The organism is Tropicibacter oceani, assembly GCF_029958925.1.
Taxonomy (GTDB): domain Bacteria; phylum Pseudomonadota; class Alphaproteobacteria; order Rhodobacterales; family Rhodobacteraceae; genus Pacificoceanicola; species Pacificoceanicola oceani.
This window is the reverse complement of record NZ_CP124616.1, coordinates 2,589,543-2,614,952: the sequence shown is the minus strand read 5'-3', so window position 1 is coordinate 2,614,952 and position 25,410 is coordinate 2,589,543. Positions and strand designations below refer to the sequence as shown.

The 25,410-nt window shown below is 64.1% G+C and carries 16 protein-coding genes and 1 tRNA gene; 11 read left to right on the top strand and 6 right to left on the bottom strand.

Annotated elements, in window-relative coordinates; genetic code table 11:
* The first annotated feature begins 150 nt into the window (after positions 1-150).
* Together QF118_RS12630 and QF118_RS12625 are read left to right on the top strand one after the other, a co-directional pair.
* A complete protein-coding gene (locus QF118_RS12630) occupies positions 151-2,556 on the top strand; it encodes a GcvT family protein (RefSeq protein WP_282299410.1) in 2,406 nt (801 codons plus the stop codon).
* Positions 2,557-2,624: 68 nt separating this feature from the next.
* A complete protein-coding gene (locus tag QF118_RS12625) occupies positions 2,625-3,227 on the top strand; it encodes a nucleotidyltransferase family protein (protein WP_282299409.1) in 603 nt (200 codons plus the stop codon).
* A gap of 6 nt (positions 3,228-3,233) precedes the next feature.
* Here the strand turns inward: QF118_RS12625 and QF118_RS12620 are convergent, their stop codons facing one another.
* On the bottom strand, positions 3,234-4,667 hold the full coding sequence (locus QF118_RS12620; RefSeq protein WP_282299408.1) for a Hint domain-containing protein: 1,434 nt from the start codon (positions 4,665-4,667) through the stop codon (positions 3,234-3,236).
* Between the two features lie 50 nt (positions 4,668-4,717).
* On the opposite strand from QF118_RS12620, the gene QF118_RS12615 reads away from it, so the two are divergent.
* Positions 4,718-5,650 (top strand): IS5 family transposase, encoded by a 933-nt coding sequence (locus tag QF118_RS12615; RefSeq protein ID WP_282299042.1) that lies wholly within the window; start codon positions 4,718-4,720, stop codon positions 5,648-5,650.
* Here QF118_RS12615 and QF118_RS12610 read toward each other — a convergent pair.
* The 3 genes from QF118_RS12610 to QF118_RS12600 all read right to left on the bottom strand — a co-directional run bounded on the left by QF118_RS12610 (position 5,631) and on the right by QF118_RS12600 (position 12,787).
* The gene (locus QF118_RS12610; protein ID WP_282299407.1) at positions 5,631-5,942 is read right to left on the bottom strand and encodes a calcium-binding protein; all 312 of its coding nucleotides are present in this window, start codon (positions 5,940-5,942) and stop codon (positions 5,631-5,633) included. The genes QF118_RS12615 and QF118_RS12610 overlap by 20 nt on opposite strands.
* Positions 5,943-6,255: 313 nt before the next feature.
* Positions 6,256-11,424 (bottom strand): Ig-like domain-containing protein, encoded by a 5,169-nt coding sequence (locus tag QF118_RS12605; RefSeq protein WP_282299406.1) that lies wholly within the window; start codon positions 11,422-11,424, stop codon positions 6,256-6,258.
* Between the two features lie 844 nt (positions 11,425-12,268).
* Positions 12,269-12,787, bottom strand: coding sequence for a redoxin domain-containing protein (locus QF118_RS12600; RefSeq protein ID WP_282299405.1), 519 nt, complete (start codon positions 12,785-12,787; stop codon positions 12,269-12,271).
* A gap of 546 nt (positions 12,788-13,333) precedes the next feature.
* Between QF118_RS12600 and QF118_RS12595 the strand changes: the two genes are divergently transcribed.
* On the top strand, positions 13,334-14,005 hold the full coding sequence (locus QF118_RS12595) for a hypothetical protein (RefSeq protein WP_282299404.1): 672 nt from the start codon (positions 13,334-13,336) through the stop codon (positions 14,003-14,005).
* A 32-nt stretch (positions 14,006-14,037) separates the two neighbouring features.
* The gene (locus QF118_RS12590; protein WP_282299403.1) at positions 14,038-15,018 is read left to right on the top strand and encodes a hypothetical protein; all 981 of its coding nucleotides are present in this window, start codon (positions 14,038-14,040) and stop codon (positions 15,016-15,018) included.
* An 89-nt stretch (positions 15,019-15,107) separates the two neighbouring features.
* On the opposite strand, the gene QF118_RS12585 is transcribed toward QF118_RS12590, so the two are convergent.
* On the bottom strand, positions 15,108-15,800 hold the full coding sequence (locus QF118_RS12585; RefSeq protein ID WP_282299402.1) for a hypothetical protein: 693 nt from the start codon (positions 15,798-15,800) through the stop codon (positions 15,108-15,110).
* A 126-nt stretch (positions 15,801-15,926) separates the two neighbouring features.
* On the opposite strand from QF118_RS12585, the gene QF118_RS12580 reads away from it, so the two are divergent.
* From QF118_RS12580 to QF118_RS12555, 6 genes are all read left to right on the top strand, one after another.
* On the top strand, positions 15,927-16,922 hold the full coding sequence (locus QF118_RS12580; protein WP_282299401.1) for a helix-turn-helix transcriptional regulator: 996 nt from the start codon (positions 15,927-15,929) through the stop codon (positions 16,920-16,922).
* 71 nt (positions 16,923-16,993) lie between these two features.
* Positions 16,994-19,588: a PD-(D/E)XK nuclease family protein gene (locus QF118_RS12575; RefSeq protein ID WP_282299400.1), complete on the top strand. Its 2,595-nt coding sequence runs from the start codon at positions 16,994-16,996 to the stop codon at positions 19,586-19,588.
* Positions 19,585-22,722 carry a UvrD-helicase domain-containing protein gene (locus QF118_RS12570; RefSeq protein ID WP_282299399.1) on the top strand — a complete coding sequence of 1,046 codons (3,138 nt, stop codon included), beginning with the start codon at positions 19,585-19,587 and terminating at the stop codon, positions 22,720-22,722. The genes QF118_RS12575 and QF118_RS12570 overlap by 4 nt, the downstream gene beginning before the upstream one ends.
* Positions 22,723-22,797: 75 nt before the next feature.
* Positions 22,798-23,730 carry an IS5 family transposase gene (locus tag QF118_RS12565; RefSeq protein ID WP_282299042.1) on the top strand — a complete coding sequence of 311 codons (933 nt, stop codon included), beginning with the start codon at positions 22,798-22,800 and terminating at the stop codon, positions 23,728-23,730.
* Between the two features lie 207 nt (positions 23,731-23,937).
* Positions 23,938-24,150 carry a helix-turn-helix transcriptional regulator gene (locus tag QF118_RS12560; protein WP_282299398.1) on the top strand — a complete coding sequence of 71 codons (213 nt, stop codon included), beginning with the start codon at positions 23,938-23,940 and terminating at the stop codon, positions 24,148-24,150.
* Entirely contained in the window at positions 24,134-25,222 is a 1,089-nt protein-coding gene (locus tag QF118_RS12555; RefSeq protein ID WP_282299397.1) for a site-specific integrase, read from the top strand. The genes QF118_RS12560 and QF118_RS12555 overlap by 17 nt, the downstream gene beginning before the upstream one ends.
* Positions 25,223-25,306: 84 nt before the next feature.
* Here the strand turns inward: QF118_RS12555 and QF118_RS12550 are convergent.
* A tRNA-Leu gene (locus QF118_RS12550) sits at positions 25,307-25,390 on the bottom strand.
* Between the last annotated feature and the right edge of the window lie 20 nt (positions 25,391-25,410).

The following is a 25,410-nucleotide window of genomic DNA, read 5'->3' as shown; positions in this document are numbered from 1 at the left end:
CCTTACCCTGCCCCAGCGCCATGGCGCACAATCGCCTGTTACCGACATATCGCGTCGCCACGGGCCAAGTGCTTTGGCGGTTTCTCTTTTCAAATGACGGCAAACGCGGTGGTCTGACCGCCGGTAAATTGCCTTTGGAGAGAACGCGCCATGAAAACCACCACCCGTGTTGTCGTGATCGGAGGCGGCGTTGTCGGCGCCTCGGTCCTGTATCACCTGACGAAACTGGGCTGGTCCGATGTCATGCTGGTGGAACGGTCCGAGCTGACCTCGGGCAGCACATGGCACGCGGCGGGCGGGTTCCACACGCTGAACGGCGACACCAACATGGCGGCGCTTCAGGGCTATACCATTCGCCTTTACCGAGAACTCGAAGAAATCACCGGGATGAGCTGCGGGCTGCATCATGTTGGTGGCATTACGCTTGCCGACAACCAGGAACGGTTCGATATGCTGTTGGCCGAACGCGCCAAGCACCGCTACATGGGCCTTGAGACCGAAATCGTCGGCCCCGAGGAAATCGCCAAGCTGGCGCCGATCGTGAACCTCGATGGCATCATCGGCGCGCTTTACGATCCTTTGGACGGGCATCTTGATCCGTCGGGAACCACCCACGCCTATGCCAAGGCCGCGCGCATGGGCGGTGCGGAAATCGTCACCCATTGTCACGTGAAGGAAACCACGCAACGTCCTGATGGCACTTGGAATGTCGTGACCGACAAGGGCACGATCCATACCGAACACGTGGTCAATGCAGGCGGGCTTTGGGCGCGCGAAGTCGGGGCCATGGCCGGTGTCTACCTGCCGCTGCACCCGATGGAACACCAGTATATCGTCACCGACGAAACGCCCGAGATCTACGAGCGGGACAGCGAGCACCCCCATGTCATGGACCCGGCTGGCGAAAGCTATCTGCGGCAGGAGGGGCGCGGCCTGTGCATCGGGTTCTATGAACAGCCCTGCCGGCCCTGGGCGGTGGGCGGCACGCCGTGGAATTTCGGCCACGAGTTGCTGCCAGATGACTTTGACAAGATCGAGGAAAGCATTGAATTTGCTTACAAACGCTTTCCGGTTCTGGAACGTGCCGGGGTGAAATCGGTGATCCACGGGCCGTTCACCTTTGCCCCCGATGGCAACCCGCTGGTCGGTCCGATCCCCGGCCTGCGCGGCTATTGGAGCGCCTGCGGCGTCATGGCCGGGTTCAGCCAGGGGGGCGGCGTGGGGCTGATGCTGGCGCAATGGATGATCAAAGGCGAATGCGAACGTGACACCGCTGCGATGGACGTGGCGCGCTTTGGCGATTGGATCAGCCCGGGCTATACCCTGCCCAAGGTCATCGAGAACTATCAAAAACGCTTTTCCGTCAGCTATCCGAACGAAGAACTGCCCGCCGCGCGGCCCAACCGCACGACCCCGATGTATGACATTTTTGACGGCATGGGCGCGGTCTGGGGTGCGCAATACGGGCTTGAGGTGGTCAACTACTTCGCCGAGGGCGATGAGCCGCGCTATGAAACCCCGTCTTTCCGGCGCTCAAACGCCTTTGACGCCACCGCGCGCGAGGTCAAGGCCGTCCGACAAGCCGTTGGAATCAATGAGGTTCACAACTTTGGCAAATACCGGGTCACTGGCCCGAACGCCCGTGATTGGCTGGACCGGATCATGGCCGGCCGCATCCCCGCGCCGGGGCGTCTGGCGCTGAACCCGATGCTGGCGCCATCGGGGCGGATCATCGGGGATTTCACCGTGTCCTGCCTGGATGACCAGACCTTTCAGCTGACCGCCAGCTATGGCGCGCAGGCCTATCACATGCGCTGGTTCCTGCAACATCAAGAAAGCGGCGTAACCATCGAAAATGTCAGCGATAAACTGAACGGCTTTCAGATCGCGGGCCCCAAGGCGCGCGACGTTCTGGCCGCCTGCACAAGGGATGCGGTCGATCTGAACTTCATGGATATCCGCAAGATGACGGTGGGCATGACCAACTGCCTTGTGCAACGCGTCAGCTATACCGGCGATCTGGGCTACGAGATTTTCTGCGATCCGATGGCGCAGCGGCAGCTGTGGCAGACGCTGTGGCAGGCGGGCCAGCCGCACGGCATGAAACCCTTTGGCATGCGCGCGATGATGAGCCTGCGGCTGGACAAGTTCTTTGGCTCTTGGGGGGCGGAATTCAGCCCCGATTATACCAGCGCCGAAACCGGTCTGGATCGGTTCATTGCCTGGAAAAAGCCCGCCCAGTTCATCGGACGCGCCGCCGCCGAGGCCGAGCGCGCAAGCCCGCCCGCCCGTGTTTCGGTCGCCTTTGCGGTGCAGGCCGAGGACGCGGATGTGCAGGCCTATGAACCCGTCTGGATTGATGGCGCGGTGGTGGGCTTTTGCACCTCGGGCGGGTATTCGCACCATGCGCAGCAGTCGATTGCCCTTGCCCTGGTCCCGCGCGACATGGCCCGACCGGGGCTGGAGGCCGAGATCGAAATCCTTGGAAAACGGCGCAAAGCCAAGATGTTGACCCAGCCACTGTTTGATCCTGATGGGGCGCGGATGCGGGGCTGACACAAAATCGGGCGGCGCTGACACAGCGCCCCCTGACAAAGTGACGTAGGGTCTGCTATACACACGCCATGCATGATATCGCCATTTTGATTCCCGCTGCGGGTGCCAGCTCGCGGATGCGGGGGAAAGACAAGCTGCTGGAACAGGTCGACGGGTTGCCGCTGCTGCGCCGTCAGGCCGAGCAAGCGCTTGCCACCGGCTGCCATGTGGCCGTCACCCTGCCCGATCATGACCATCCGCGCGCCGAGGCCCTGGCCGGGCTGCCGGTGCAGGTGATCGCCGTGCCGGACGCCAGTGAAGGCATGTCCGCCTCGCTGCGGCGCGGGGTTTCCCTGTTGCCGGGCGGCATGCGCGCGGTGATGATCCTGCCGGGCGACATGCCCGAGCTGACGACAGCGGATATGTCCCAGCTTATCAATGGGTTCGAGGCCACTCCACATCCAATGCTGCAACAGGCGACCAGCCTTGATGGCACGCCCGGCCACCCGGTTCTGTTCCCGGCTGATTGCTTTTCCGCCCTGATCCGGCTGACCGGCGACCAGGGCGCGCGCGACGTGGTCAAGGCCAATGCGCACCGGCTGTCCCGGATCGCGCTGGACGGGGCCCGCGCCCTGACCGATCTGGACACGCCCGAGGCATGGGCGCGCTGGCGCGCCGACACCCACGTCTGAGCAAGATCACAACAGACTGAGCAAGGCCGCCTCGTGCCGTTTCAGCGACCGGCGCGCGGCGACATAGGCCGCCAACCCTTCCCGCTGCGCAAGCTGCGGGAATATATGGAAAATCTCGGCGCGCTGATCCTGGTCAAGCGCGCCTAGCGTAACCTCTCCGGGTTGGAAACTCTCGGTCCATATCCCGGACGAGCAGACCAGTTCATGCTGATCGAACATGAAATGCACATAGGTCACCGCGCGATCGCCCGACACCTGCCGAATGCCCCGCTTGCCCAGAAGTTGCACCGCCGGAACCAACACCTCTTGTTCGCCGAACAACAGCGCCGTTTCGGGGGTCGAAATCAGGACCCGGTGCTGCGGTGACACCCGCAAGGGGCACAGCGGCAATCCCCCGCTCAGACTGCCCGCGGCGATCCGGATCGGGCGCAGGGCTGGAGATTTGGCCAACCGCCGGGGCGACAGCCGCGACGCACCGCACCAGCGCACCTGCTGATAGCCATTGTCCCGCGTCAATATCCAATCCCCGACGACGATATCGCGCGCCTTCACCTCGCCGCGTTGGGTTTTGATCCGCACGTTGTCGGCGAAACAGGCGACACCGGTGTTTTCGGCGGTGAAAAAGGCCGCGTCCGGCGTGGCATTGGTAAAGGTCAGGCTGCCCGTGCCAAAACTGTTGTTGTCCGAATAGTCGACGCCCCCGACGCCGTCGTTGGACTGGTTCAGAACGCCGTCATCGGCCTGGTCGGCGCGCAGTTCGAAAATATTGTCATAAAAGCCGGACAGGTTGATGAAATCGTTGTCGCCGGAATTACCATCATTCAAGGTGCCGGTGTTGCCGATGTTGAAATCGGTGATCGCGTCATTGCCATCACCGGCACTGTAGACAAAGACGTCATTGCCAGCCCCGCCGGAAAGCACATCGGCGCCCAGCTTGCCCTGCAGCGTGTCATTGCCAAGACCGCCCACCAGCGTATCGGCGCCCGCGCTGCCGCTGATGGTGTCATTGCCGCCCTGCCCGTCGAAATAGTTGTTGGCGACGTCACTGCCGGTGGTGATCGTGTCGTTGCCGTCACCGCCAAAGACGGTGTTGTTGCCGCTCCAGGCGTCGATGCTGTCGGCGCCGCTGCCGGCCTGAATGTAATCGTTGCCTCCGAACAGGATGTGACTGTGACCGAGGGTGGTGGCAGAGGCGTCGATGGTGTCGTTGTTGCCCGAATAGGCGAAATTCTCGACCTCGAAAATCTGGATGGTTTCGCCCGTGGCCGCATAATCGATGGTAGCGGTATAATTCCCGGAAAACACCACGTCCGCCGTGGTGTTGACGCCCCAGGAGCCGACGTAAAAGCTGTCGTCGCCGGTGCCGCCATAGATGACCTCGTTTCCGGACCCGCGGGCGGCATAAACCGTATCATCGCCCGACCCGCGGCTCTGTTGCACAAATCGCGTGAGGGATTCATCTCGTGAATCCAGCGTGGTAGCTGGGATGCATGAGCAGACCCATACCCCCGACCTACAAGACCAGAAACTGGCCAGCCTACAATGAAGCGCTCAAGCGCCGGGGCTCGCTGACGATCTGGTTCGACCCTGAGATGATCTGGGATGCCGTGCCGACAGGCAGGCGTGGCCGCCAGCAGAGCTATAGCGACGCCGCCATACAGACGTGCCTCTCGATGAAAGTGCTGTTCGGCATGGCGCTCCGGCAGACGACCGGGTTCGTCGAGAGCCTGCTGCAGCTGGTCGGTCTGAACTGGACGGTGCCCGACTTCAGCACGCTATCTCGCCGCCAGAAGACCTTGGCCGTCAACATCCCATACCGCGGCTCCAAGGGGCCGTTGCACCTGTTGATAGACAGCACCGGGATCAAGGTCGAGGGCGAAGGCGAGTGGCACGCCCGCAAGCATGGCGGCCCTAAACGCCGCGTCTGGCGCAAGATCCACTTGGGGATTGATGAGGAAACGCTGGAGGTTCGGGCCGTCGAAATCACCGGGAGCCACATCGGTGATGCGCCGATCCTACCCGACCTTCTCGACCAAATCCCGCAGGACCAGGAAATCGGTAGCGTCACGGCTGATGGCGCCTACGACACGCGCAAATGCCACGATGCGATTGCAGATCGCGGCGCCCATGCCGTCATCCCGCCCCGCAAAAACGCGAAGCCCTGGAAGACGATCACCGCCGGAGCCGTGGCGCGAAACGAGGCCTTGCGCGCGGCGAAATACCTGGGCCGCGCACTCTGGCGACGATGGAGCGGATACCACCGCCGAAGCCGCGTCGAGACAAAAATGCATTGTATGAAGTTGCTGGGCCAGCGGCTCATGGCGCGGGACTTCGACCGCCAGGTCGCGGAACTCCAGGTCCGCATTGCCGTCCTGAACGGCTACACCGCGCTCGGCATGCCCGTCACGGAAGTCGTAGGATAAGTCCGCCCGGGGAAAGGGGAAACTCGGCGTTCAGCCGATTTGTGCAACAGAGCCCCGACCCGCCATAAAGCGTGTCATCGCCAGCGCCGCCGAACAACCGGTCATTCCCGGCCTCGCCATACAGAACGTCATTACCGTCGACCGTGTCGATCTGGGACGGGCTGTCGCCATAGATCGCGTCGTTCCCGGCGCCGCCCAACAACGTGTCCGATCCGTCATAGCCCCGCATCGTGTCGTTGCCAGCGGTCCCCACAAAGGAGTCGTTGCCAGAGGTGCCGTTGATATCAGCCATCGCGCACGCCCACAGGTCCAGAGACGACCGCAGCGGCAGGCTGACACGCCAAAGGCAGGCGCACCGCAGCAAGCGCGGGATCAGACAGGGCGATTTCCGTCATTCGAGCACCGGTTACCGTCAGCAAATGGCCGTTCATTGCACCTGATAGCAGCCGCATGCTGTCGTTATGTTAAGGCGCTTATTTTCCGAATAAATTCATCGAATTGTCATAAAAAACGGGGCAGGTTTCCCCGCCCCGTTTTCGTTACGCGTTCCGGCCCCGGCAAGGGACCGGAACGAGCTGCATATTCTCGTTCCGGACCCGGCAGGGTCACTTGGTCAGCAGGTGTGCCTCGTGCTTTTTCAACGAGCGGCGGGCAGCGCCATAGGCCTTGAGGCCCTCGGCATGCTCCAGCTCGGGGAAGAGCTCAAAGATTTCCTGACGCTGGGCATTGCCGATGCCCTTGAGCGTGTAGTCGCCGGGCTGGAAGCTTTCGGTCCAGGCACCGTTCGACAGGATCACCTCGTGCTGCTCGAACATCACGTGGATGTAGGCAACGCCCAGGCTTTCGACCTCATCGACCCCTTCAAGGCCGACCAGATGCTTGGCCGCGACCAGGACTTCGCGCTCTTCAAAGTAAAGCGCGGTCTTGTCGTTGGCCACCAGGATCCGGTGGTTCGGCGACACCAGCATGTCGTGCTCGGGAAGGTTGTTCCCCAGCGCGCCCTTCTGGATCAGGATCGGCTTGAAGTGCGGCTTGCGTGCCAGGTCATGGCCGGTCAGGTCCTTGCGACCGATCCACTTGATTTCCTGGATGCCGTTGTCACGGGTGATGACCCGATCGCCGACCTGCAGCTCTTCGACCAGTCGCTCGCCCTGCGGGGTTGCGATCAGCGTGCCGGGGGTAAAGCAGGGAACCACTTCTTCGATCTCGAAGAAGTCCATGGTGCCGGTAACTTCGCCCGCGCCGTTCAGGAACTCGACGGTGCCGTCGATGCCGTTGCCGTTGCTGTCCGGCGAGGTATCGACAATGCGCCAGTCTTCACCGCGCACGCCCACGCCGGTCAGGTCGAGGACGTCAAAGTCATCCCCTTCCGCGCCGCCATCGACGGTGTCGTCGGTGCCGTCTGCCGCGCTGTCGACGATGATCACGTCACGGTCTGCACCGCCCGAGATGCTGTCCGCACCCGATCCGCCGTTCAGGGTGTCATTGCCCTGGCCGCCGATCAGCGTGTCGTCGTCGTTGCCACCAAACATGAGGTCATCGTCGATGCCACCATCAAGGACGTCATTGCCAGAACCGCCGCGCAGAGTGTCATCATCGTCACCACCAAGGATCGTGTCATTGCCAAGCGCGCCGATCAGGCTGTCGCGGTCGTTTTCCGTGTTGACGTCGATATCGTCGGTCAGTTCCAGCTCTGCCGGGGCCGAACCGTCGATATAGTCGTCGTCCTGGCCACCGTCGATGGTGTCCGAACCATGACCACCCAGCAGCGAGTCATTGCCCATGTTGCCGGTGATCAAGTCGTCGTCGATGCCACCGTCGATGGTGTCGTTGCCCTGACCGCCGTCGATGGTGTCGTCATCATCGCCGGTTTCGATGTAATCGTCGCCATTGTTGCCTTCGACATAATCACGGCCATCGTCGGTGTTGGGATCCGAGGAGAAGCCCAGCGTCGGGAAGAAGGGATCGTCGCCTTCGTAGTTCGAGAAGGTGTTCGACCCTGCGATGATCGTGTCGTTGCCCGAGCCGCCATAGATGGTGTCGGCGCCCTGCGGGTCGAACAGATAGTCGTTGCCCGCGCCCAGGTAGACCAGGTCATCGTCGATGCCGGGGTTGACCACATCGCTGCCGCCACCGGCCCGGATCGTGTCGTCATCGTCGCCGGTGCTGATCACATCCGAGCTGCTGGTGCCGTCGATGCTGTCCAGGTCGTCGCTGGGATCGGGGTCCTCGTCAAAGCCGTTGAAGGGATCCTGATCCTGAAGCGTCGGATCGACCGGGAAGATGTCCGTGTCGATGCGGCCCAGATCCTCGGGGGTGACGGTGACCACGATTTCACCAGTGTCGGTGCCGCCATTGCCGTCATCGACGGTATAGGGGATCGTGTCCGTTCCGATATAGTCCGGATCGGGCGTATAGGTCACGGTGCCATCGGGGTTCAGCGTGGCGGTGCCATTGGTCGGCGTCCCGATCGAGGTCACGGTCAGCGGATCGCCATCCGGATCGGTGTCGTTGCCGGCCGGGTTCGGGATGATGACCGGGGTGTCCTCTTCCGTCGTGGCGATATCGTCCACGGCGGTCGGGGCCTGGTTCGGGTCATCCGTCACGGTGACCGTCACGGTCGCCGTATCGGTGCCGCCATTGCCGTCATCGATCGTATAGTCAAAGGTATCCGTCCCGGTGAACCCGGTGTCCGGCGTATAGGTGATCGTGCCGTCGGCGTTCACAGCAACCGTGCCATTGGCCGGCTCGGTGGCGCCGGTGGTGGTCAGCGGATCGCTTTCCGGGTCGGTGTCGTTGCGCAGAACATCCAGGATCACCGGAGTGTCTACGGCAGTCGTGCCGCTGTCGTCGACCGCATCGGGATCGGTGTTGCCTTCGGGGGTCACGGTGACCACGATTTCACCGGTGTCGGTGCCGCCGTTGCCGTCATCGACGGTGTAGGGGATCGTGTCCTCGCCGACAAAGTCGGGGTTGGGCGTATAGGTCACGGTGCCATCGGGGTTCAGCGTGGCTGTCCCGTTGGTCGGCGTGCCGACCGAAGTCACGGTCAGCGGATCGCCGTCCGGATCGGTGTCGTTGGCAGCCGGATCGGGGATCACGATGGCCGTGTCCTCGGGCGTCGTGGCGCTGTCGTCCACGGCGGTCGGATCATCGTTCTCCGGGGTCACGGTGACCACGATTTCACCGGTGTCGGTGCCGCCGTTACCATCGTCGATGGTATAGGGGATCGTGTCCTCGCCGACAAAGTCCGGGTTGGGCGTGTAGGTCACGGTGCCATCGGGGTTCAGCGTGGCTGTCCCGTTGGTCGGCGTGCCGACCGCGATGCAGACCACCGGATCGCCGTTGGGATCGGTGTCGTTTGCAGTCGGATCCAGGGTGATCGGCGTGTCTTCGGGTGTTTCGACCTCGTCATCGACGGCGGTCGGATCCTCGTTTGCGGCCGGATCAACGGTGACCGTCACGGTCGCCGTATCGGTGCCGCCATTGCCGTCCGAAATGGTGTAGTCAAAGGTATCGGTCCCGGTGAACCCGGTGTCCGGCGTATAGGTCACGGTGCCATCAGGATTGAGGGCAACCGAGCCATTGGCCGGATCGGTGGTGCCGTTTGTGGTCAGCGGATCGCCGTCCGGATCGGTATCGTTGCCCAGCACGTCGATCAAAACGGGCGTGCCGACGGTGGTGGTGCTGGCATCGTCCACCGCATCGGGGTCGGTGTTGGGATCGTCGCTGACAGTCACGGTGACGGTGCCCTGGTCACCCAGGCCGCCGGTGTCGCGCAGCTCGTAGGTAAAGGTATCGGTCCCGGTAAAGCCGGCGTTGGGCGTATAGGTCACCGTTCCATCGGCGTTCAGAACCGCCGTACCATTGGTCGGCGTCCCGATGGCAACCACGCTGAGGTTCGCGGTCGGGTCCTCGGCATCGACGTCATTGGCCTTGGGGTCGATGATGATCGGCGTGTCAACGCCGGTCGTCTCGCTGTCGTCAAAGGCGACGGGCGGCGTGTTGGTGCCATCGTCGACGATCACGGTGACGGTTGCGGTGTCGGTGCCGCCATTGCCGTCATCGATCGTATAGTCAAAGGTATCCGTCCCGGTGAACCCGGTGTTCGGCGTATAGGTGATCGTGCCGTCGGGATTGACCGCGACAGAGCCATTGGCCGGCACGGTGGCGCCGGTGGTGGTCAGCAGATCGTTTTCGGGATCGGTGTCGTTGGCCAGGACGGTCAGAATCACCGGAGTGTCCACTGTGGTCACACCCGTGTCATCGACGGCGTCGGGGTCGGTGTTCGGCTCGTCCGTGACGGTGACCGTGACGGTCGCCGTGTCGGTGCCGCCGTTGCCGTCCGAAATGGTGTACTCAAAGCTGTCGGTCCCGGTGAACCCGGTGTCCGGCGTATAGGTCACGGTGTCATCGGCGTTCAGCACGGCAGAGCCGTTCAGCGGCGTGCCGACCGAAGCGGTGCTGAGCGTATCGCCCTCGGGATCGGTGTCGTTGGCCAGAACGGTCAGGATCACCGGAGTGTCCACGGCAGTGGTGCCGCTGTCGTCGACCGCATCGGGGTCGGTGTTGCCCGCCGGGGTCACGGTGACCACGATTTCACCGGTGTCGGTGCCGCCGTTGCCGTCATCGACGGTGTAGGGGATCGTGTCCTCGCCGACAAAGCCGGCGTTGGGCGTGTAGGTCACGGTGCCATCGGGGTTCAGGACCGCCGTGCCGTTGGTCGGCGTGCCGACCGAGGCCGTGGTCAGCGGATCGCCGTCCACATCGGTGTCGTTGGACGACGGATCGGTGATGGTGACGGCAACGCCCTCGGGCGTGGTGTCGGCATCGTCGACGGCAACCGGATCGTCATTGACCGGCTCGACGGTCACGGCAACCTCGCCGGTGGCCGCGTTCCCCTCGGGGTCTTCGATGGTGTAGGTGATCGTTGCCGGGCCGTTGTAATCGGCGGGCGGCGTATAGGTCAGCGTGTTGTCGGGGTTCACCACAACCGACCCGATGTCGACGCTGGCGCCGGTCACGGTCAGCGTGCCGTCTTCGGGGTCGCTGTCGTTGGTCAGGACGTCGATGATGATGGCGGTGTCCTCGGGCGTGGTCGCCAGGTCATCACCAGCCACGGGCGGCAGGTTCTCGCCGGTGTCGACAGTGCTGAAATGCACGTCGGACACGGTCACGCCCTGCTGCGCAAGGTCGCCGTTTTCATAAACGATTTCAATCCGCTGCACCGGCTGGTCGATCGTCACAAGGATCGACCCGGTGGCATCGGTAAAGGTGCCTTCGGTGGTGCCCGTGGCGGTCTGGCCGGTGACGGACACGGCGCTTTCGGCGGTCATGGTGACCGGCACCAGGTTGCCCTCGGCGTCATAGGCGTTGATCGTCACGATGTCCTGAAAGCCGTTCGGGTTGGCCTCGGACAGATCGCCGTTCAGCGTCGACATGTCGATGTCGTTGATCCGGAAGGTCACGGCCTGCACCTGGTCGGTGAAGTTGTCCGTGTCCAGCGCCGTAAAGGTGAGCGTCGCGGTCGAGGTGCCCGGGGCGCCATCGTTGTTCGCGTCATCATACAGCTTGAGGAACGAGTTCGGGTTCAGGTCATCTTCGGCGCCGACATATCCGTCCGCGTTGAAGGTGAAAGCCGTTGCATAGGCGTCCTGCGCAGTAAACGCGACGTTGACCGCCACACCGCCCGTGTCCACGGAAACCGTGTCCCCGTCATTCAGGTTAGTACCATAGGGGCCCAAATCGCCCCAGTTGAGAAACAGATCAGCCATGTTTCGACCCTCGTCCTTTCCCGGGGAAAACCCGGTTCGCAGTATCGGCGACAATGCGCGCGGCACTGCCCGTTTCCTCGGTTACTCGTCATGCCTGCGAAAATGCGAAGTTGGATCGCCTCTGCCTTTGCCCACGTTTTGCGCAGACGAAGAGTGTCCATAGCAGCACGGACGGTTACCCGCCCTCGCGTCACCTTCGCATCCTTGCGGATGCATCACAGTTCAGCGGCCGCCCCCGTGGCCAACAGACTTCACCCCCCAGTTGGGCTTGCCCCAATTAATACGCATCTCGGGCTTGGGTACAAAGAAGAAAATCGGTTTGCCGATCGGCCCCAGGGCGCGGAAAGGAACGATTGTGGCAGAGTTTTCGGCAAATTCGCCAGAAATTGCCCGCGTATTGTTTCGCGGAAAATAACGAAAAAGTCACGATTTTTGGGCAGACTCTTCCCGATTATGGCCGGAATCTGGCGAAACCCGCGGCGGGATGCCGGTTTTTCGGCGGGGCTTGTTTTCGAATTGGCAACAATGGGCTTGGCGGCCTGGTACGCGAACTTTGGGGCAATAGGCTGCCCAAATGTGGCGTCATTTTCGACGTTTCGCGAACCAATCCGCAATCAAGGGTTGGATTGTTTATCCACCGTACTCTTATCAGGTTTCATGGCTTCCCGAATCAACCCTTTGGCCAAGGGGCTGAAAATGCGACCGACCTTGCACCAGCAAGAATGGAAAGCGGGGCATGGCCCCATCATCCGTCCGGGCCCTGGCATTCGGGCGCAGCGGGTGGCTTGCTTTCATCGGACAGGCGACCGGAGTGGGACAGCGCCCCGCCCCCGGCGCACCGTTTTCAGGCCGTGCCGCGCACCGGGCGGTCATTGGTGATGTTGAAGATCATGCCGTCCAGCAATTCATCCAGGTCGGGCCGCGCCGCCGGGCCGTTCGAGATGTCGACCAGCATCAGCGTGCCATCGGGCCGGATGGCAAAGGCGCCCGGCTCGGCGAAAATCGCATCTGTCTCGGCCTCGGACAGCGGCTCCGAAACATAAAGCCCCAAGTCCCGCATCTGGTCCAGCGTCAAGCCGTGGCACAGATCAAAGGCCCAGCCGAACTCGGCCTTGTCGGCCAGCGCCTTGTCCTGCGTGTCCGCAGAGGTCACCACCACGTCCATGTGTTCCTGCCAGGCGGGCAGCGCCTTGTTCAGTTTGGCCAGAAAGCGTTTGCAGCGCGGACAATGCCGGCCGCGATAGACGAACAGCATGGTCCAGCGGTCCCGCGCCGTTCCAAGGGTGATCACGCGGTCCTCGCCCGCCACCTTCAGGGGCAAGGCGCCGATGGGCGCGCCGACACGGGGTTTGGGATGGGTCATGGGCTGTCCTTTCCGGGCTGCGTTCGACGCAGAGGGCCACCCTCTGCCCGCCAGGGTGCGCCAGCGTTGGCGCCTGTCGAACCTTTCCCAACCTGAAATCGAAGTCCACCCGCAACCGCACCCCGCCGCGTTTTTGGTGGTACCCGCAATAGCGATCCGCCAGGGCAGGAACCAAACGCCAAGGCAAAATCGCCCAGCGGCGCCGAGCTTGAAACCCCATAAGCACTGCGTTTATCCACGCCGCGCGGGGGCGCCGCCGATTTCCGGGAAACAGTTTTAGGGGCCCGCATCCTCCCGGACTTGAAGCACACCCTTGTTAAAGCCTTGTTCATCAGCCAGACCTGCAAACAGGCGCACCAGCCGTTGCCCGCCCCATCCGCACCGCACTTTGGTCCAAAGCCACCGCCGAACGCCCGGTTCCCTTCAGGCGACAGGCACCGGTTGACGCCCGGCGCGAATGCCCGCAGTTTGACGCTCATTCGATGACGGCAATGGGACCTGCGCGACGGTCTTCCGGCAGTCCATTCACGTGAGTACCCTAAAGAAATGTCGTTTCCCCCTTCAAACCATGTATCTCCCGAAGCGCAGCTCGAGCTGATCCGTTGGAAACAGGCTCAGTTCGCGCGCATCTCCGAACAGGTCGAGGACGCGCTGCTTGATCTGATGTCACAAATTGAAACGACGGTCGTCTCGATGTCTGCCTTTGCGGTCAGCAAGGCGCAGGTGCGCCCTGACGCCCTGTGGAAACAGCTTTTCACCCCCTGGGCCAAGGAGGTCGCCGATCAGGTCGAAACCGAGATGCAAAAAGAGGTGAACGCCCTTGCTGCTGCGCTGTCCGAAAAGGGCGCAAGCCGGGAGGCCTTGCATCTTATGCTGCCTGTCCTGGCCAATGCCAGCCTGTTGATCGGCTCGCTTGCTGCGATCCCGTCTTTGGTCGGGGCGGCGACTGTGACAAGTTCGTTCTTCTTCATCGCCCCCCAAATCTCGGTTCCGATCCTGGCGCTTGCAGGGACTGGCCTTGCCGTCGGGACACTGGTCGGCAGTCGCGGCGTCGACTGGCTGCAAGACCGAAACCGCGCGCGGCTTGTGACCCGTCTGCAGCGCCGGGCCCGTATGGCCGTGCTGGGCCACGGGCTGTCCGCGGGCCAACGCAGTTTTGTCGCCGACCTTCAGGCCGCCACCCTGCGCAGGCTCGAAGCGGAACTGGAGACCGCCTGATGCCCCTGCTCTATGAAATCCCTGCCGAACTTGTGGGCCGGATCGGCTCAGGCCAAGCCCAATTGGTCGGTGCAATCATCAAGGAGGTCAGTACCGGGCAAATTCTGGGCCACGTCCAGCAGACGCAGGGTTTGGCCAAGAAGTTGCTGCAGGCTGGCGGGTCCGCCGTGCAAGCCGGCTTTGCGCCGCTTGGTTTAATCAACGTGGCGCAGAACGAACAGATCAAGGCAAGGCTTGGGCAGTTGTCGCAAGGCCTCTCTCATTTGCAGAGCTTGCAATTTGCCAATATGGCGCTGACCGGCATCGGTATCGGCGTCATGGTCTCGGGCTTTGTCGTCATGTCCAGGCGTCTGAATGCCATCGAGGCGCATTTGGACACGTTGCGCGAAGACGTCCGCGAAATCGGCAAGATGATGCAGCAGGCAGAACTGCGCATCCTGTTCAGCGACATGCGCGCGGCACTGAAGGATCTTGAGCATGTCGCCACCCGCAAGGACCATCTTTCGCTTGCCAGCGCGCTGCAACGTCAGTTTTCGACGCAGGTCAGCCGATTTTCCGACCTTCTGGAACAGGCCATGCGCCCGGCCAAGGCCACCACATTGCCCAAAGAGCGGCTCGACCTGATCTGGTCATTGAGCTCGGCGCTCTGGCTGTGCCAGGAGGCCGAGCTGCGGGCGCTTTTCGTCTCCGAAGACATGCTCCATGTCCAAAACTACGCCGATCTCTACGTGCAGGAAAACCTGAAGCATCTGGTCGACCTGAACCCCGATGCCCTGGCGCGCCTGATCGCCGCGTCCCAAGAGGATCTGGGCAGCGCCATCGCTTTGCGACTCACCGCCGCCAGCGACCTGTCGTTGATCGCCGACGGCTTTTCCACGGCCATCGAAAACCTTGGCCAACAACGGTCCCTTGCCCAGGCGCTGGTCGACGCAGGGATCAGCGGGCGCGATTTTATCCAGGCCGCCACGGGGGAAACCGAAAAACCGTTGCTGTTCATTCCCTCCAATGCCTAGTCTTGCGGTGGCCTGAACCGCAGAGGCGCTGAACAAACCGTCCCTGACGGACACGTCCGCGTGCCTGCCGATCCGGTCACGGCCGTTGGTCAGGCCGCGCGGATGCCCGAGCATGCCTGTGACCACCGCATCCAGACCGTCGGGCGCATTTCGGGCTCCGAAAGGAAGGTCCGGATCGCAAACACCTGCATCGGCGGACCATTGCGGAAGGCCGGGCCCCATTCGGGATCGACGGCAGCCTGTTCATAGCCGCCCGCCCAGACCCCGCGCTGCGCGGGCACAAAGTCGTCGTCGCGGTCTTGCAGGATGTCGCCCTTCTCCAGCCGCGACAGGGCGCGCAGCATGGCCGCATCCATATCCGCCAACACCCCGGTCATGGGGCAATCCGACCGTTCGATCCGGCGCTGCATCACATGGCGCGTCACGTGCAGCGCCTGCACGTCGAAACTTGTCCAGCGTTTGGCATTGCGCAGGTGAAACCGGGTCCAGGCGATACGTTCCTCGGAAAAGCACGGCTGGCCGTCCTTGCGTAGGTCCACCGTCAGCACCGTGCGCAGCACGATCACCAGCCCGTCGCGCACCGCCCTGGCCAGCAGGACGCCGCGCCGCCCCGTCATGCGCGCCGCAAAGCGCTGGCGGCTGCGCGGATTGGGCGCCATGGCGCGCAGATCGGCAAGGATGCGCCCGGTGTCCGCGCTTTCGCGCGCCGCGTCATCCATCGCCTGCCGCGCCAGCCCCCGAGCCAGCGAGCCGCGGGCCTTTTCAAGGTCAAACACCTGCATCTAGACACCTCATGGTTGAAAAAATCTTTGAGATTCGTTGACAACTCGATGATTCCAGCCAAGCATGGCAAAACCTGTCACCGACATTCCACGGCGCAGGCAACTGATTCCGCAAGGGTTTTTCCGATGTCCTATACCAAGGCCGCCGATTTGCTTCGCGTCGCTGAGATGGCCATGTCGCGCTATGATGGTATCGCGCTTGCGGACCTGACCGAGGAATTCGACTGTGACCACCGCACGGCGCAGCGCATCATGCGGGCCTTTGAAACGGTCTTTCCCCAGGTCGAAATCCGCGACGACGAGGACCGCCGCCGCCGCTGGCACATGCCGCGCCACGATCCCAGATGGTTGCAGGCCCAGGGCGTACGCGACGGCGAACTGGCGGCGCTCGACATGGCGATCAAACGGGCAGAGCGCGACGCCGCCCCGGACGAGGCGCAACGGCTGAAAACCCTGCGCGACCGGTTGCTGGCGGCGATGCCCTCCAGCCAGGCCCGCCGCACCGAAGCCGACGCCGAAGCGCTGCTGGAGGCACAGGGCTTTGCCTCGCGGCCCGGGCCCAGGGTTTTCCCGGACATGGGCACGCTGGGCGTGCTGACCGAAGCATTACGCGCGCCCTGGTCGGTGACGTTGAATTACCTTTCCCCGGACGGCAGCGCCTCGGAACGGCTTTTGGAACCCTACGGGCTGTTACTGGGGATCCGGCGATACCTGGTCGCGCGCCCGGTGGGCGGTGACGGCAAGATGCGCCGGTTTCGGCTGGACCGTATCCGCGATGCAAAGATCACCGGGCAAAGTTTTTCCCGCGACGCGGGGTTCGATCTGCAGCAGTTTTCGGCGCGGGCCTTTGGATCCTACCATTCCGACGCGGAATACGGCCCGGTCGAATGGCGGTTTTCGCCGCAGGCGGCGCCGGTTGCGCGCCAGTTCGTGTTCCACCCCGAACAACAGCTGACCGAGGAAGAGGACGGCGCGCTGACGGTGCGGTTCCACGCCTCGGGGCACATGGAGATGGCCTGGCACCTCTATCAATGGGGCGATCAGGTCGAGGTCATCGCGCCGGCCGCCCTGCAAAGCATGATCGACGCGCATCGGCGCAGTGATTTCCCTGCCTTGCCCTGAAGGCGGCAGGTTTTGACACCCCATGGGGCGCACCATGGCGGAACAGATTGTAACGATTCGAAGGGTGCCGGATGCGCATTGATCCCCTGCTGACAAAAAGCCCGCTGACGGACGCGGTCCGCCACGTCACCGACGCACTGCTGGCCGAGGTCTATCTTGCGCCGGACCTGGCCACGCCAGACCTGACCACGGCGCTTGGCCCGGGCGCGCCCTGGTCGAACAGTTTCGCGGTCGCGCCGCAGGAAACCGCGCGCGCCGTCGAGGCCGGGTTGGCGTCGGTGGCACGGGCGACGCGGCGCATCGACCCCGCCGATCTTGATCCCGATGCCCTGGCGCCGGGCCGCGCGCGCAGTCACCTGACCGCGCTGCGCGATCTCTGGCGCGATCTTGGCAGCCTTCCGGGGCCGTTGAACATCTGGGCGCATGTCCTGCGCTCAAAGCCGCACGATGCCCTGGAGCCGCTGCCCCTGCTTGGGGCGCCCTGCCCCTTTGCCGCGCCCGCCGAGGCCGCGCTGGCCGATACGCTGCGCGCCCATCACGGCGATCTGCCCCACCCCGAGATCACCGCCCAGGCCGCCGCGGGTACCACGCTGCGGCACATCCAGGACAACCTTGGACGCAGTGCACAAGGCGTCGCAGCGGACGGCAGCCTGTCGTGCCATGGCCTGCGCGACCCGCGCGAAGAGGCCGAATTCGCCGCCGCCCATGCCCGCGCGCTGCTGGACAGCGGCCGCGTTGACAGCCCGCAAGAGATCGGCCTGCTGGTGCCGGACAGCCCGGCCTATGCGCTTGCCCTGCCCGAAGCCTTTGACCGTGTCGGCCTGCCCCTGTCCGGCCAGCCGGACCAGCCTGGCTTGCGCGATCTTGCGGGCGAGCTGCTGTCGCTTTTGCTGGTCCTTCTGGCCGGGCCCGCACCGCGGACGGCGCTGGCGTCGGTCTATGTGTCGGCCTTGATGCCCTGGCCCGCCGAAACCGGCCGCCAGATGGCGCGCGAGGTCATCGACAGGGGCTATTCGCGCACGGCAAGGCAACAAGACGGCGCCGCCGCGCAGGCCCTGGAGGCCCTGCGCCCCTGCCAGACCCCGGCACAGCTGTTTGCGCGCCTTGGCGCCGTGGCCCGCGCCGCGCCTGCCGCCACGCTGCATCCGCGCATTGCCGCGCTGAAGGCCGTGACCGACGAGGTCATCGACTGGCCGCTGCTGCGCCGTCTTGCTGCGCCCTGCCCGCAGCCAGCCAGCGGCCATGACCGCTTTGTCGAAGGCGTGTCGCTGTTTGGCGAAACCGCGCTGCCCTGGCGGCCGGTCCGCCAGATGCTGGTGCTGGGCATGGCCGGGCGGCACTGGCCGCGCCTGCCCGGCTCTGACCCCTTCTTTACCGAAGCCGAAATCGCCGAAATCCGCGCCAGCGGGTTGCTGCTGCATGGCCGCCAGCAGAAACTGGAACGCGGCATGGCGCTGCTGCGCCGCCAGCTGGGCGCCGCGCAAGAGGGGCTGACGCTGCTGGTGCCGGCGCTTGATCTTGCCGGGGCGCGTCTGTCGCCTTCGACGGGTCTGGCGCTGATCGCCCATATGCTGGGGGCCAAGGAGCCCGCCGACCTGGTGCAGGATCTGCGCAGCCTAGCGGCGCAGGACTGGCCCGTCGCATCCCACCCGGCGGCTGCGGTGCCGCTGGGCGGGGCGCCCGCATTGCCCGCAAACGGGCTGATCCACCTGCAACGCGGGCTTGCCACGTCGGACAAACCCGGAATCGACCTGTTGCGCCTGCGCGAAACCGGGGATGGCCCGCTACGCCATTCGCCGTCGCGCCTTGAAACCCTGCTGGTCAGCCCGCTGGCCTGGCTGCTGGACGAATTGGACGCAAAAGACCGGACCTGGGCGCCAGAGACGCTGGACGTGATGACCCTTGGCACCCTGATGCATCAGGTGCTTGAGGATGTCTTTGTCGAAGCGCGCCCTGTTCCAGCCGATGACGACATCGCCAGCGCCATTCCGGCCGTCCTGGAAAACGCGCTGGATCGGCACGCCGATTGGCTTCTGGACGCGGCCTGGGCAACCGAGCGGCGCAGCCTGGAACGCGAGGCGCGCGACATCTGCCTGTCCTGGGCCGGTTTCCTGCGCAAGGCCGGGGCCGAGATCCTGCACAACGAGATCGACCTGAAGGGCGATCACGGCGGGCTGTTGCTGCACGGCAAGGCCGATTGCCTGCTGCGCCTGCCCGACGGGCGCATCCTTGTGATCGACCACAAGCGCGCCAGCGCCCGGGGGCGGCGCGATCGCATGGCCAGGGGCTGGGACCTGCAGGTCGCGCTTTACCGCGCCATGCTGGAACGGCCGTCCGAGCAGACGCCCCTGACGCAGCTGGTGCGGGGCGGCGCCAAGGTTGCCACCGCCTATCACACCTTGATCGACGGTTCGGTTCTGTCCGATGCCGATGGCGCCGGGCTGGCCGGAGTCGAATGCGTTGGGGAAAACGCCTCGGACCATGCCATGAAACACCTTGCCCAGATGCTGAGCGAGGTCGGCGCGGGCACCCTTCGGCTGAACCATGCAGGCGATGCCCGCCGCTTTGAAAAAGAGCGCGGCATCAAGGCCTATGCCCTGGACAACGCGCTGGTCGAGGCCTTCTGCCTGCCCGACCCCGAAGCAGAGGAGGAGGACGCGGAATGACCGATCTGTCCCTCGTGCCCGCCGGGGCCGGAGCCGGCAAGACCCATCACATCCAGAAGACGCTGGCCGATTGGGTCGTGCGCGGCGACGTTGCCCCGGGCCGCATCCTGGCCGTGACCTTTACCGAAGCCGGCGCCGCCGAGATGCGGGGCCGGGTGCGCGCCGAACTGATGGCGCGGGGACGGATCGCCGACGCGCTTGAAATCGACCGCGCCTATGTCGGCACGATCCATGCCCTGGGCCAGCGCCTGTTGACCGAACACGCCTTTGCCGCCGGACGGTCGCCCGAAAGCCGTTTGCTGAGCGAGCCTGAACGCGACCTGCTGATCCGGCTTGAAATGGACCGCTGCGAAGCGCTGCAACCGCTGATGGCCGACCTTGGCCGCTATGGCTATTCCTGGGACTTCCTCTCGGGGCGCAGCGCCGAGGACAGCTTTCGCGCCGATGTGCTCAGGACCGTTGACCTGATCCGCGGTCTGGGGGATCGCGGCCGGTCGCCAGACATCCTTGCCCCCGCCCTGGAGGCCCTGACCCGGGGCTATGGCCCCTGTGATCCGGACGGCGCGGCCCTGACGGCGGCGCTGCGCCGCGCGGTTCAGGCCTTGTTGAAAGGTTTCCCCGACAGCCTTGCACCGCTGTTTGAAAACACCGTGCGCGACGCCTTTGCGAAGAACCACCAGCTGCTGCGCCTGGCCAACCGCCCCGGCACGCTGGAAAAGGACTGGGCCAGCTGGCAAAAACTGCGCGGGCTGCGGGTCTCGAATTCCCGGACCAAAACGCCCGAAGGCTATGACGCGCTGGCCGAGGCGGTGATCGCCGCCGCCGATGCGCTGCCCCGCCACCCCGGCCCGCTTGCCGATGCGCGCGCCCACCTCAGCGCGCTGGTCACCGGCGCGCAGCAGGTTCTGGACGCCTACAGCCAGGCCAAGCGCCGGGCCGGGCTGATCGACTATGCCGACATGATCGCCGAGGCCGAGGCGCTGCTACGCACCCGGCCGGAAATCCTGCAATCGGTGCTGGGCGAAATCGACTGCGTCGTCATCGACGAATTCCAGGACACCAACCCGGTGCAATTCGCCCTGCTTTGGCAGCTGGCGCGCGGCGCGAAACGGGCGCTGATCGTGGGCGATACCAAGCAATCCATCATGGGGTTTCAGGGCGCCGATCCGCGCCTGTCGCAGGCCCTGGCGCAGAAGCACCCCGACAAGGTCACCCCGCTGGATCGCAACTGGCGCTCCGAGGCGCGGATCATGGACATGGTCAACGCGCTTGGCCCGGTGCTGTTCGACGACTACGACGCGCTGCGCCCGCAGCGCGCCGCCGGCCAGGACAGCGCGCTTGAAGTTGTCTGGAAACCCAAGGGGCGCAAGGACTGCTCGGCCGAGGCGATTGCCAACCGGGTGGCCGATATCCTTGCTGCGCAAACGCTGGTCGAGGACAAGACAACCAAGGCGCTGCGCCCTGTGCGGCCCGGCGACATTGCGGTGCTGACCTACACCCACCAAAAGGCGACCAAGGCCGCTGCCGCCCTTCAGGCGCATGGCCTGCCGGTGCGGATCCAGCAGGACGGTTGGCTGGCCTCGCCTGCGATGCGCGCCGCCCGCGCGGCGCTTGCGCTGGCGGCCGACCCCGATGACAGCCACGCGGCGCTGACCTGGCTGACGCTTGGCCCGCCGCGCCTGCCGCTCGAGGATGCTCTGCGCAACGCGGTCGATGGCGTTCTGGGCACCCATGCCGCGCTTGGCCCGATCACCGCGTTGACCGGCGACATCGAAACGCGGTCCGTGGCGCAAAGCGTCGCCGCCGTGCTGCGCGCCGGCGCCCTGCGCGATTGGGCGGCGGGGCTGGCGGATCCCGGCCAGGCGCTGGCCGATCTGGCCCGGCTCGAGGCCGAGGCGCAGGAATTCGACGCCATGGCCCATGACCTGCGCGCCGCCGCCGGATTTCACGGCGCCGGTTTGCAGGTTTTCCTGGGCTGGATCGCAGGCCAGTCCAGCCGCGACTGGGATCGCCATCCGGACCCGGACGGCTGGTCCGCCTCGGGGATCGAGATCTGCACCTGGCATGCCTCCAAGGGGCGCGAATGGCCGATCACGGTGGTTGCCGGGCTTGATCAGCCCATCGCCGAACGTCCGGGCACCCTGCGCGCGGAATTCGACCACTTTGACGATCTTGGCAATGTGCTGGACCACGCGGGCATCGGCGTCTTGCCGAATTTCGCCGCGCCCGAAAGCCAGGCCCCCTTTGCCGAAAGCCGCCGCCCCGAGGACGAACGAAGTGCTGCGCGCGAGCTTTATGTCGCGCTGACCCGGGCGCGGGATCGGCTGATCCTGCTGATGCCGCGCGTGCCGAAAAACCTGCCAGAGCACCCCAAGACCATGGCCGACCTGCTGCGCGCCCGTGCCGGGTTTGGCATCGGGGGCGGGTCGTTGACCATCGCGAACCAGACCTTTGCCGCCCGTGTCTGCGAAGGGCTGGAGGACGGGCCGGAAACACCCGCCGTCCGGACACCCCAGGGCGCGCTTCGCCTTGGCGTGCCCCGGCCCCATGCCGGCACCCCCCGCACGCCCTGGCGGCGCAGCCCCTCGACCATCGAGGCCAGTGCGCCTGCCGCCAGCCTGCCCTTGCAGACCATTGCGCTGGCCGCCGGGGTCGAGGAAACCCGCACCACCAGCGCCGCTGATCGCGGCACCGCCTGGCACCTGGCCTTTCGCGTGCTGGCCAGACGGCCCGATCTCAGGCAGCGCCTGGGCGCCGCGACCGGCCTGCCCGAGCGCAGCCTGGACCAGATCGCGCGGCAGGCCGAGGCCTTGACCGGCTGGCTGAAAGACCAAGGCTACGACAGGCTGCATTTTGAGCTGCCCTTGCAGGAAACCGCAGCCGACGGGTCGCAAACCAATGCCATCCTTGACTGCCTGGCCATCGGGCCGCAGGGCCTGTTGATCCTCGATCACAAATCCGGCCCCTGCCCCGATCCTGCTGCGCGCTTTGCGACATACCTGCCGCAGCTGTCCGCCTATGCCGCGATGGTGCGCCGCCGATGGCCCGACAAGGCGTTGAACGGCGTCGCCATCCACTGGATGAGCGAAGGCAGCCTGTCGATCGCGCAGCTGCACGCAAAGGAGACCGCCTGATGTCCTTTCTGGGGCTCTGTTGCACAAATCGCGTGAGGGATTCATCTCGTGAATCCAGCGTGGTAGCTGGGATGCATGAGCAGACCCATACCCCCGACCTACAAGACCAGAAACTGGCCAGCCTACAATGAAGCGCTCAAGCGCCGGGGCTCGCTGACGATCTGGTTCGACCCTGAGATGATCTGGGATGCCGTGCCGACAGGCAGGCGTGGCCGCCAGCAGAGCTATAGCGACGCCGCCATACAGACGTGCCTCTCGATGAAAGTGCTGTTCGGCATGGCGCTCCGGCAGACGACCGGGTTCGTCGAGAGCCTGCTGCAGCTGGTCGGTCTGAACTGGACGGTGCCCGACTTCAGCACGCTATCTCGCCGCCAGAAGACCTTGGCCGTCAACATCCCATACCGCGGCTCCAAGGGGCCGTTGCACCTGTTGATAGACAGCACCGGGATCAAGGTCGAGGGCGAAGGCGAGTGGCACGCCCGCAAGCATGGCGGCCCTAAACGCCGCGTCTGGCGCAAGATCCACTTGGGGATTGATGAGGAAACGCTGGAGGTTCGGGCCGTCGAAATCACCGGGAGCCACATCGGTGATGCGCCGATCCTACCCGACCTTCTCGACCAAATCCCGCAGGACCAGGAAATCGGTAGCGTCACGGCTGATGGCGCCTACGACACGCGCAAATGCCACGATGCGATTGCAGATCGCGGCGCCCATGCCGTCATCCCGCCCCGCAAAAACGCGAAGCCCTGGAAGACGATCACCGCCGGAGCCGTGGCGCGAAACGAGGCCTTGCGCGCGGCGAAATACCTGGGCCGCGCACTCTGGCGACGATGGAGCGGATACCACCGCCGAAGCCGCGTCGAGACAAAAATGCATTGTATGAAGTTGCTGGGCCAGCGGCTCATGGCGCGGGACTTCGACCGCCAGGTCGCGGAACTCCAGGTCCGCATTGCCGTCCTGAACGGCTACACCGCGCTCGGCATGCCCGTCACGGAAGTCGTAGGATAAGTCCGCCCGGGGAAAGGGGAAACTCGGCGTTCAGCCGATTTGTGCAACAGAGCCGCTGCCAGGAACCAAAGTCATCCGCCAAAGCCAGTACACCGCGCGTGCGCTCAAGGAACGCAGGGATACTGATCGTTGGGACGCCATGCCCGGTGATTTCCGCACTAAAGCAAGTGAACCGACTTCCTGATCTCCAGAACAAGGAGCTCAGAAATGAACATCGCCACCCAACCCCTCGCGGTGAAAGACACGAAGGCTGCCGCCATGCTCGACATGTCCGCAACTGATTTTCGCCGTCTCGTAGGTCAAGGCGCATTGCCGCCTCCCAAAGAGATAGGTGGCCGTCAACGCTGGAGCGTGGCGGAACTGATGGCGGTTGTAAGTGGTGAAGGTCGGAAAGCCTGCATCGATGACGACTTCGAATAATAAGAAACCGCCAAAGCCGAAAGTCAGCCGTGAGCGGCTGAAGTGGGTCTGGCCCAAGAACGGGACCGATTGGGTTCCCTACCACCGCTTCACTTGGTCTGACAGCAGCGGTAAGCGCAAGGAAAAGGCCGTGCGACTTCAGTGGGAAGGCGACCTGCGGAAGTTGGACGAAGAGTATTGGGCAGCAGAAGCAGGGCGGCACCCCTCCCAAGTCAAGCCAACCAAGTACACCTGGCGCGAATGTATCCGTCTGTGGAGATCTGATCCAAAGAAGGCAAAGAAACTGAAGGCCAGCACGCGGAATTCGTACAACCGCGAGTTCGAGAAAATATTGGACAAAAACGGCGACAAGCCGATGCCATCCACATCTCGCCAAGCTGTGCGTCGAAAGCACGCCTCTTTGGCCGACACGCCGCGGGCTGCTGACTGGATGCTACAAACGGTCTCCCTATTGTGGAACTATGCAAAGGACACCCTGGACTGGCCCCTCGGAGACAACCCCGCAGCCAAGATCGAAAAATTCGGCGCGCAAAAAGAGTTTCCGTCCTGGCCGGACTGGTTGCTCAACGAGCTGCCGAATGCACCGGACAAAGTGCACATTGCGGGTGAACTGATCCGTGGCACAGGCCAAAGGCCCTCTGCTGCCGTCAAGACACCCTGCTCTGCCTTCGAGGGTGAATGGGTAACGGTCCAAGACGAGAAAGGCGGCAATACCTTCCAGATCTACTGCCCTGGGCGCTTGCGAAACCTTATCGCGAACTTGCCCAAAGGAAACGCGCATGTTCTCGCGAAGTCGAAAACCACGGCGCTTTCATACAGCGCCGTGGAAAAGGAATTTCGCACATGGCGCGCTACACTCACCGAGCTTGCGAATGCGCATGGCGACGACGTCATGAAGTATAGCCTGCATGGTCTTCGAAAACGGGCCTGCGTGGAACTGGCTGAGGCAGGTTGCTCGGACTCCGAGATCCAGGCGGTTACCGGTCAAAGCCTTGTGACTGTTGCCAAGTACCGCAAGGAAGCGAATCGAAAGAAGCTCTCACAGACGGCCCAAACCCGTCGAGCAGAATAGCTATGTGGGAGTCTTGTGTGGGAGTCAGCGCCATTCCGAATTGCCCTGGATCGTGGGGACATGCGGAATGGCCAGTAAAACAAGTGGTGCCCAAGGTGGGATTCGAACCCACACGCCTTGCGGCGGGGGATTTTGAATCCCCTGCGTCTACCGTTCCGCCACTTGGGCACGGGTTGTGGTTTAGCCCC

Excerpts from the sequence above, each read along its gene's own strand:
- QF118_RS12585 (WP_282299402.1), bottom strand. The coding sequence starts at position 15,800 with ATGCAGGTGTTTGACCTTGAAAAGGCCCGCGGCTCGCTGGCTCGGGGG.
- QF118_RS12610 (WP_282299407.1), bottom strand. The coding sequence starts at position 5,942 with ATGGCTGATATCAACGGCACCTCTGGCAACGACTCCTTTGTGGGGACC.
- QF118_RS12580 (WP_282299401.1), top strand. The coding sequence starts at position 15,927 with ATGTCCTATACCAAGGCCGCCGATTTGCTTCGCGTCGCTGAGATGGCC.
- QF118_RS12560 (WP_282299398.1), top strand. The coding sequence starts at position 23,938 with ATGAACATCGCCACCCAACCCCTCGCGGTGAAAGACACGAAGGCTGCC.
- QF118_RS12555 (WP_282299397.1), top strand. The coding sequence starts at position 24,134 with ATGACGACTTCGAATAATAAGAAACCGCCAAAGCCGAAAGTCAGCCGT.
- QF118_RS12565 (WP_282299042.1), top strand. The coding sequence starts at position 22,798 with ATGAGCAGACCCATACCCCCGACCTACAAGACCAGAAACTGGCCAGCC.
- QF118_RS12595 (WP_282299404.1), top strand. The coding sequence starts at position 13,334 with ATGTCGTTTCCCCCTTCAAACCATGTATCTCCCGAAGCGCAGCTCGAG.
- QF118_RS12615 (WP_282299042.1), top strand. The coding sequence starts at position 4,718 with ATGAGCAGACCCATACCCCCGACCTACAAGACCAGAAACTGGCCAGCC.
- QF118_RS12605 (WP_282299406.1), bottom strand. The coding sequence starts at position 11,424 with ATGGCTGATCTGTTTCTCAACTGGGGCGATTTGGGCCCCTATGGTACT.
- QF118_RS12630 (WP_282299410.1), top strand. The coding sequence starts at position 151 with ATGAAAACCACCACCCGTGTTGTCGTGATCGGAGGCGGCGTTGTCGGC.
- QF118_RS12600 (WP_282299405.1), bottom strand. The coding sequence starts at position 12,787 with ATGACCCATCCCAAACCCCGTGTCGGCGCGCCCATCGGCGCCTTGCCC.
- QF118_RS12625 (WP_282299409.1), top strand. The coding sequence starts at position 2,625 with ATGCATGATATCGCCATTTTGATTCCCGCTGCGGGTGCCAGCTCGCGG.
- QF118_RS12570 (WP_282299399.1), top strand. The coding sequence starts at position 19,585 with ATGACCGATCTGTCCCTCGTGCCCGCCGGGGCCGGAGCCGGCAAGACC.
- QF118_RS12575 (WP_282299400.1), top strand. The coding sequence starts at position 16,994 with ATGCGCATTGATCCCCTGCTGACAAAAAGCCCGCTGACGGACGCGGTC.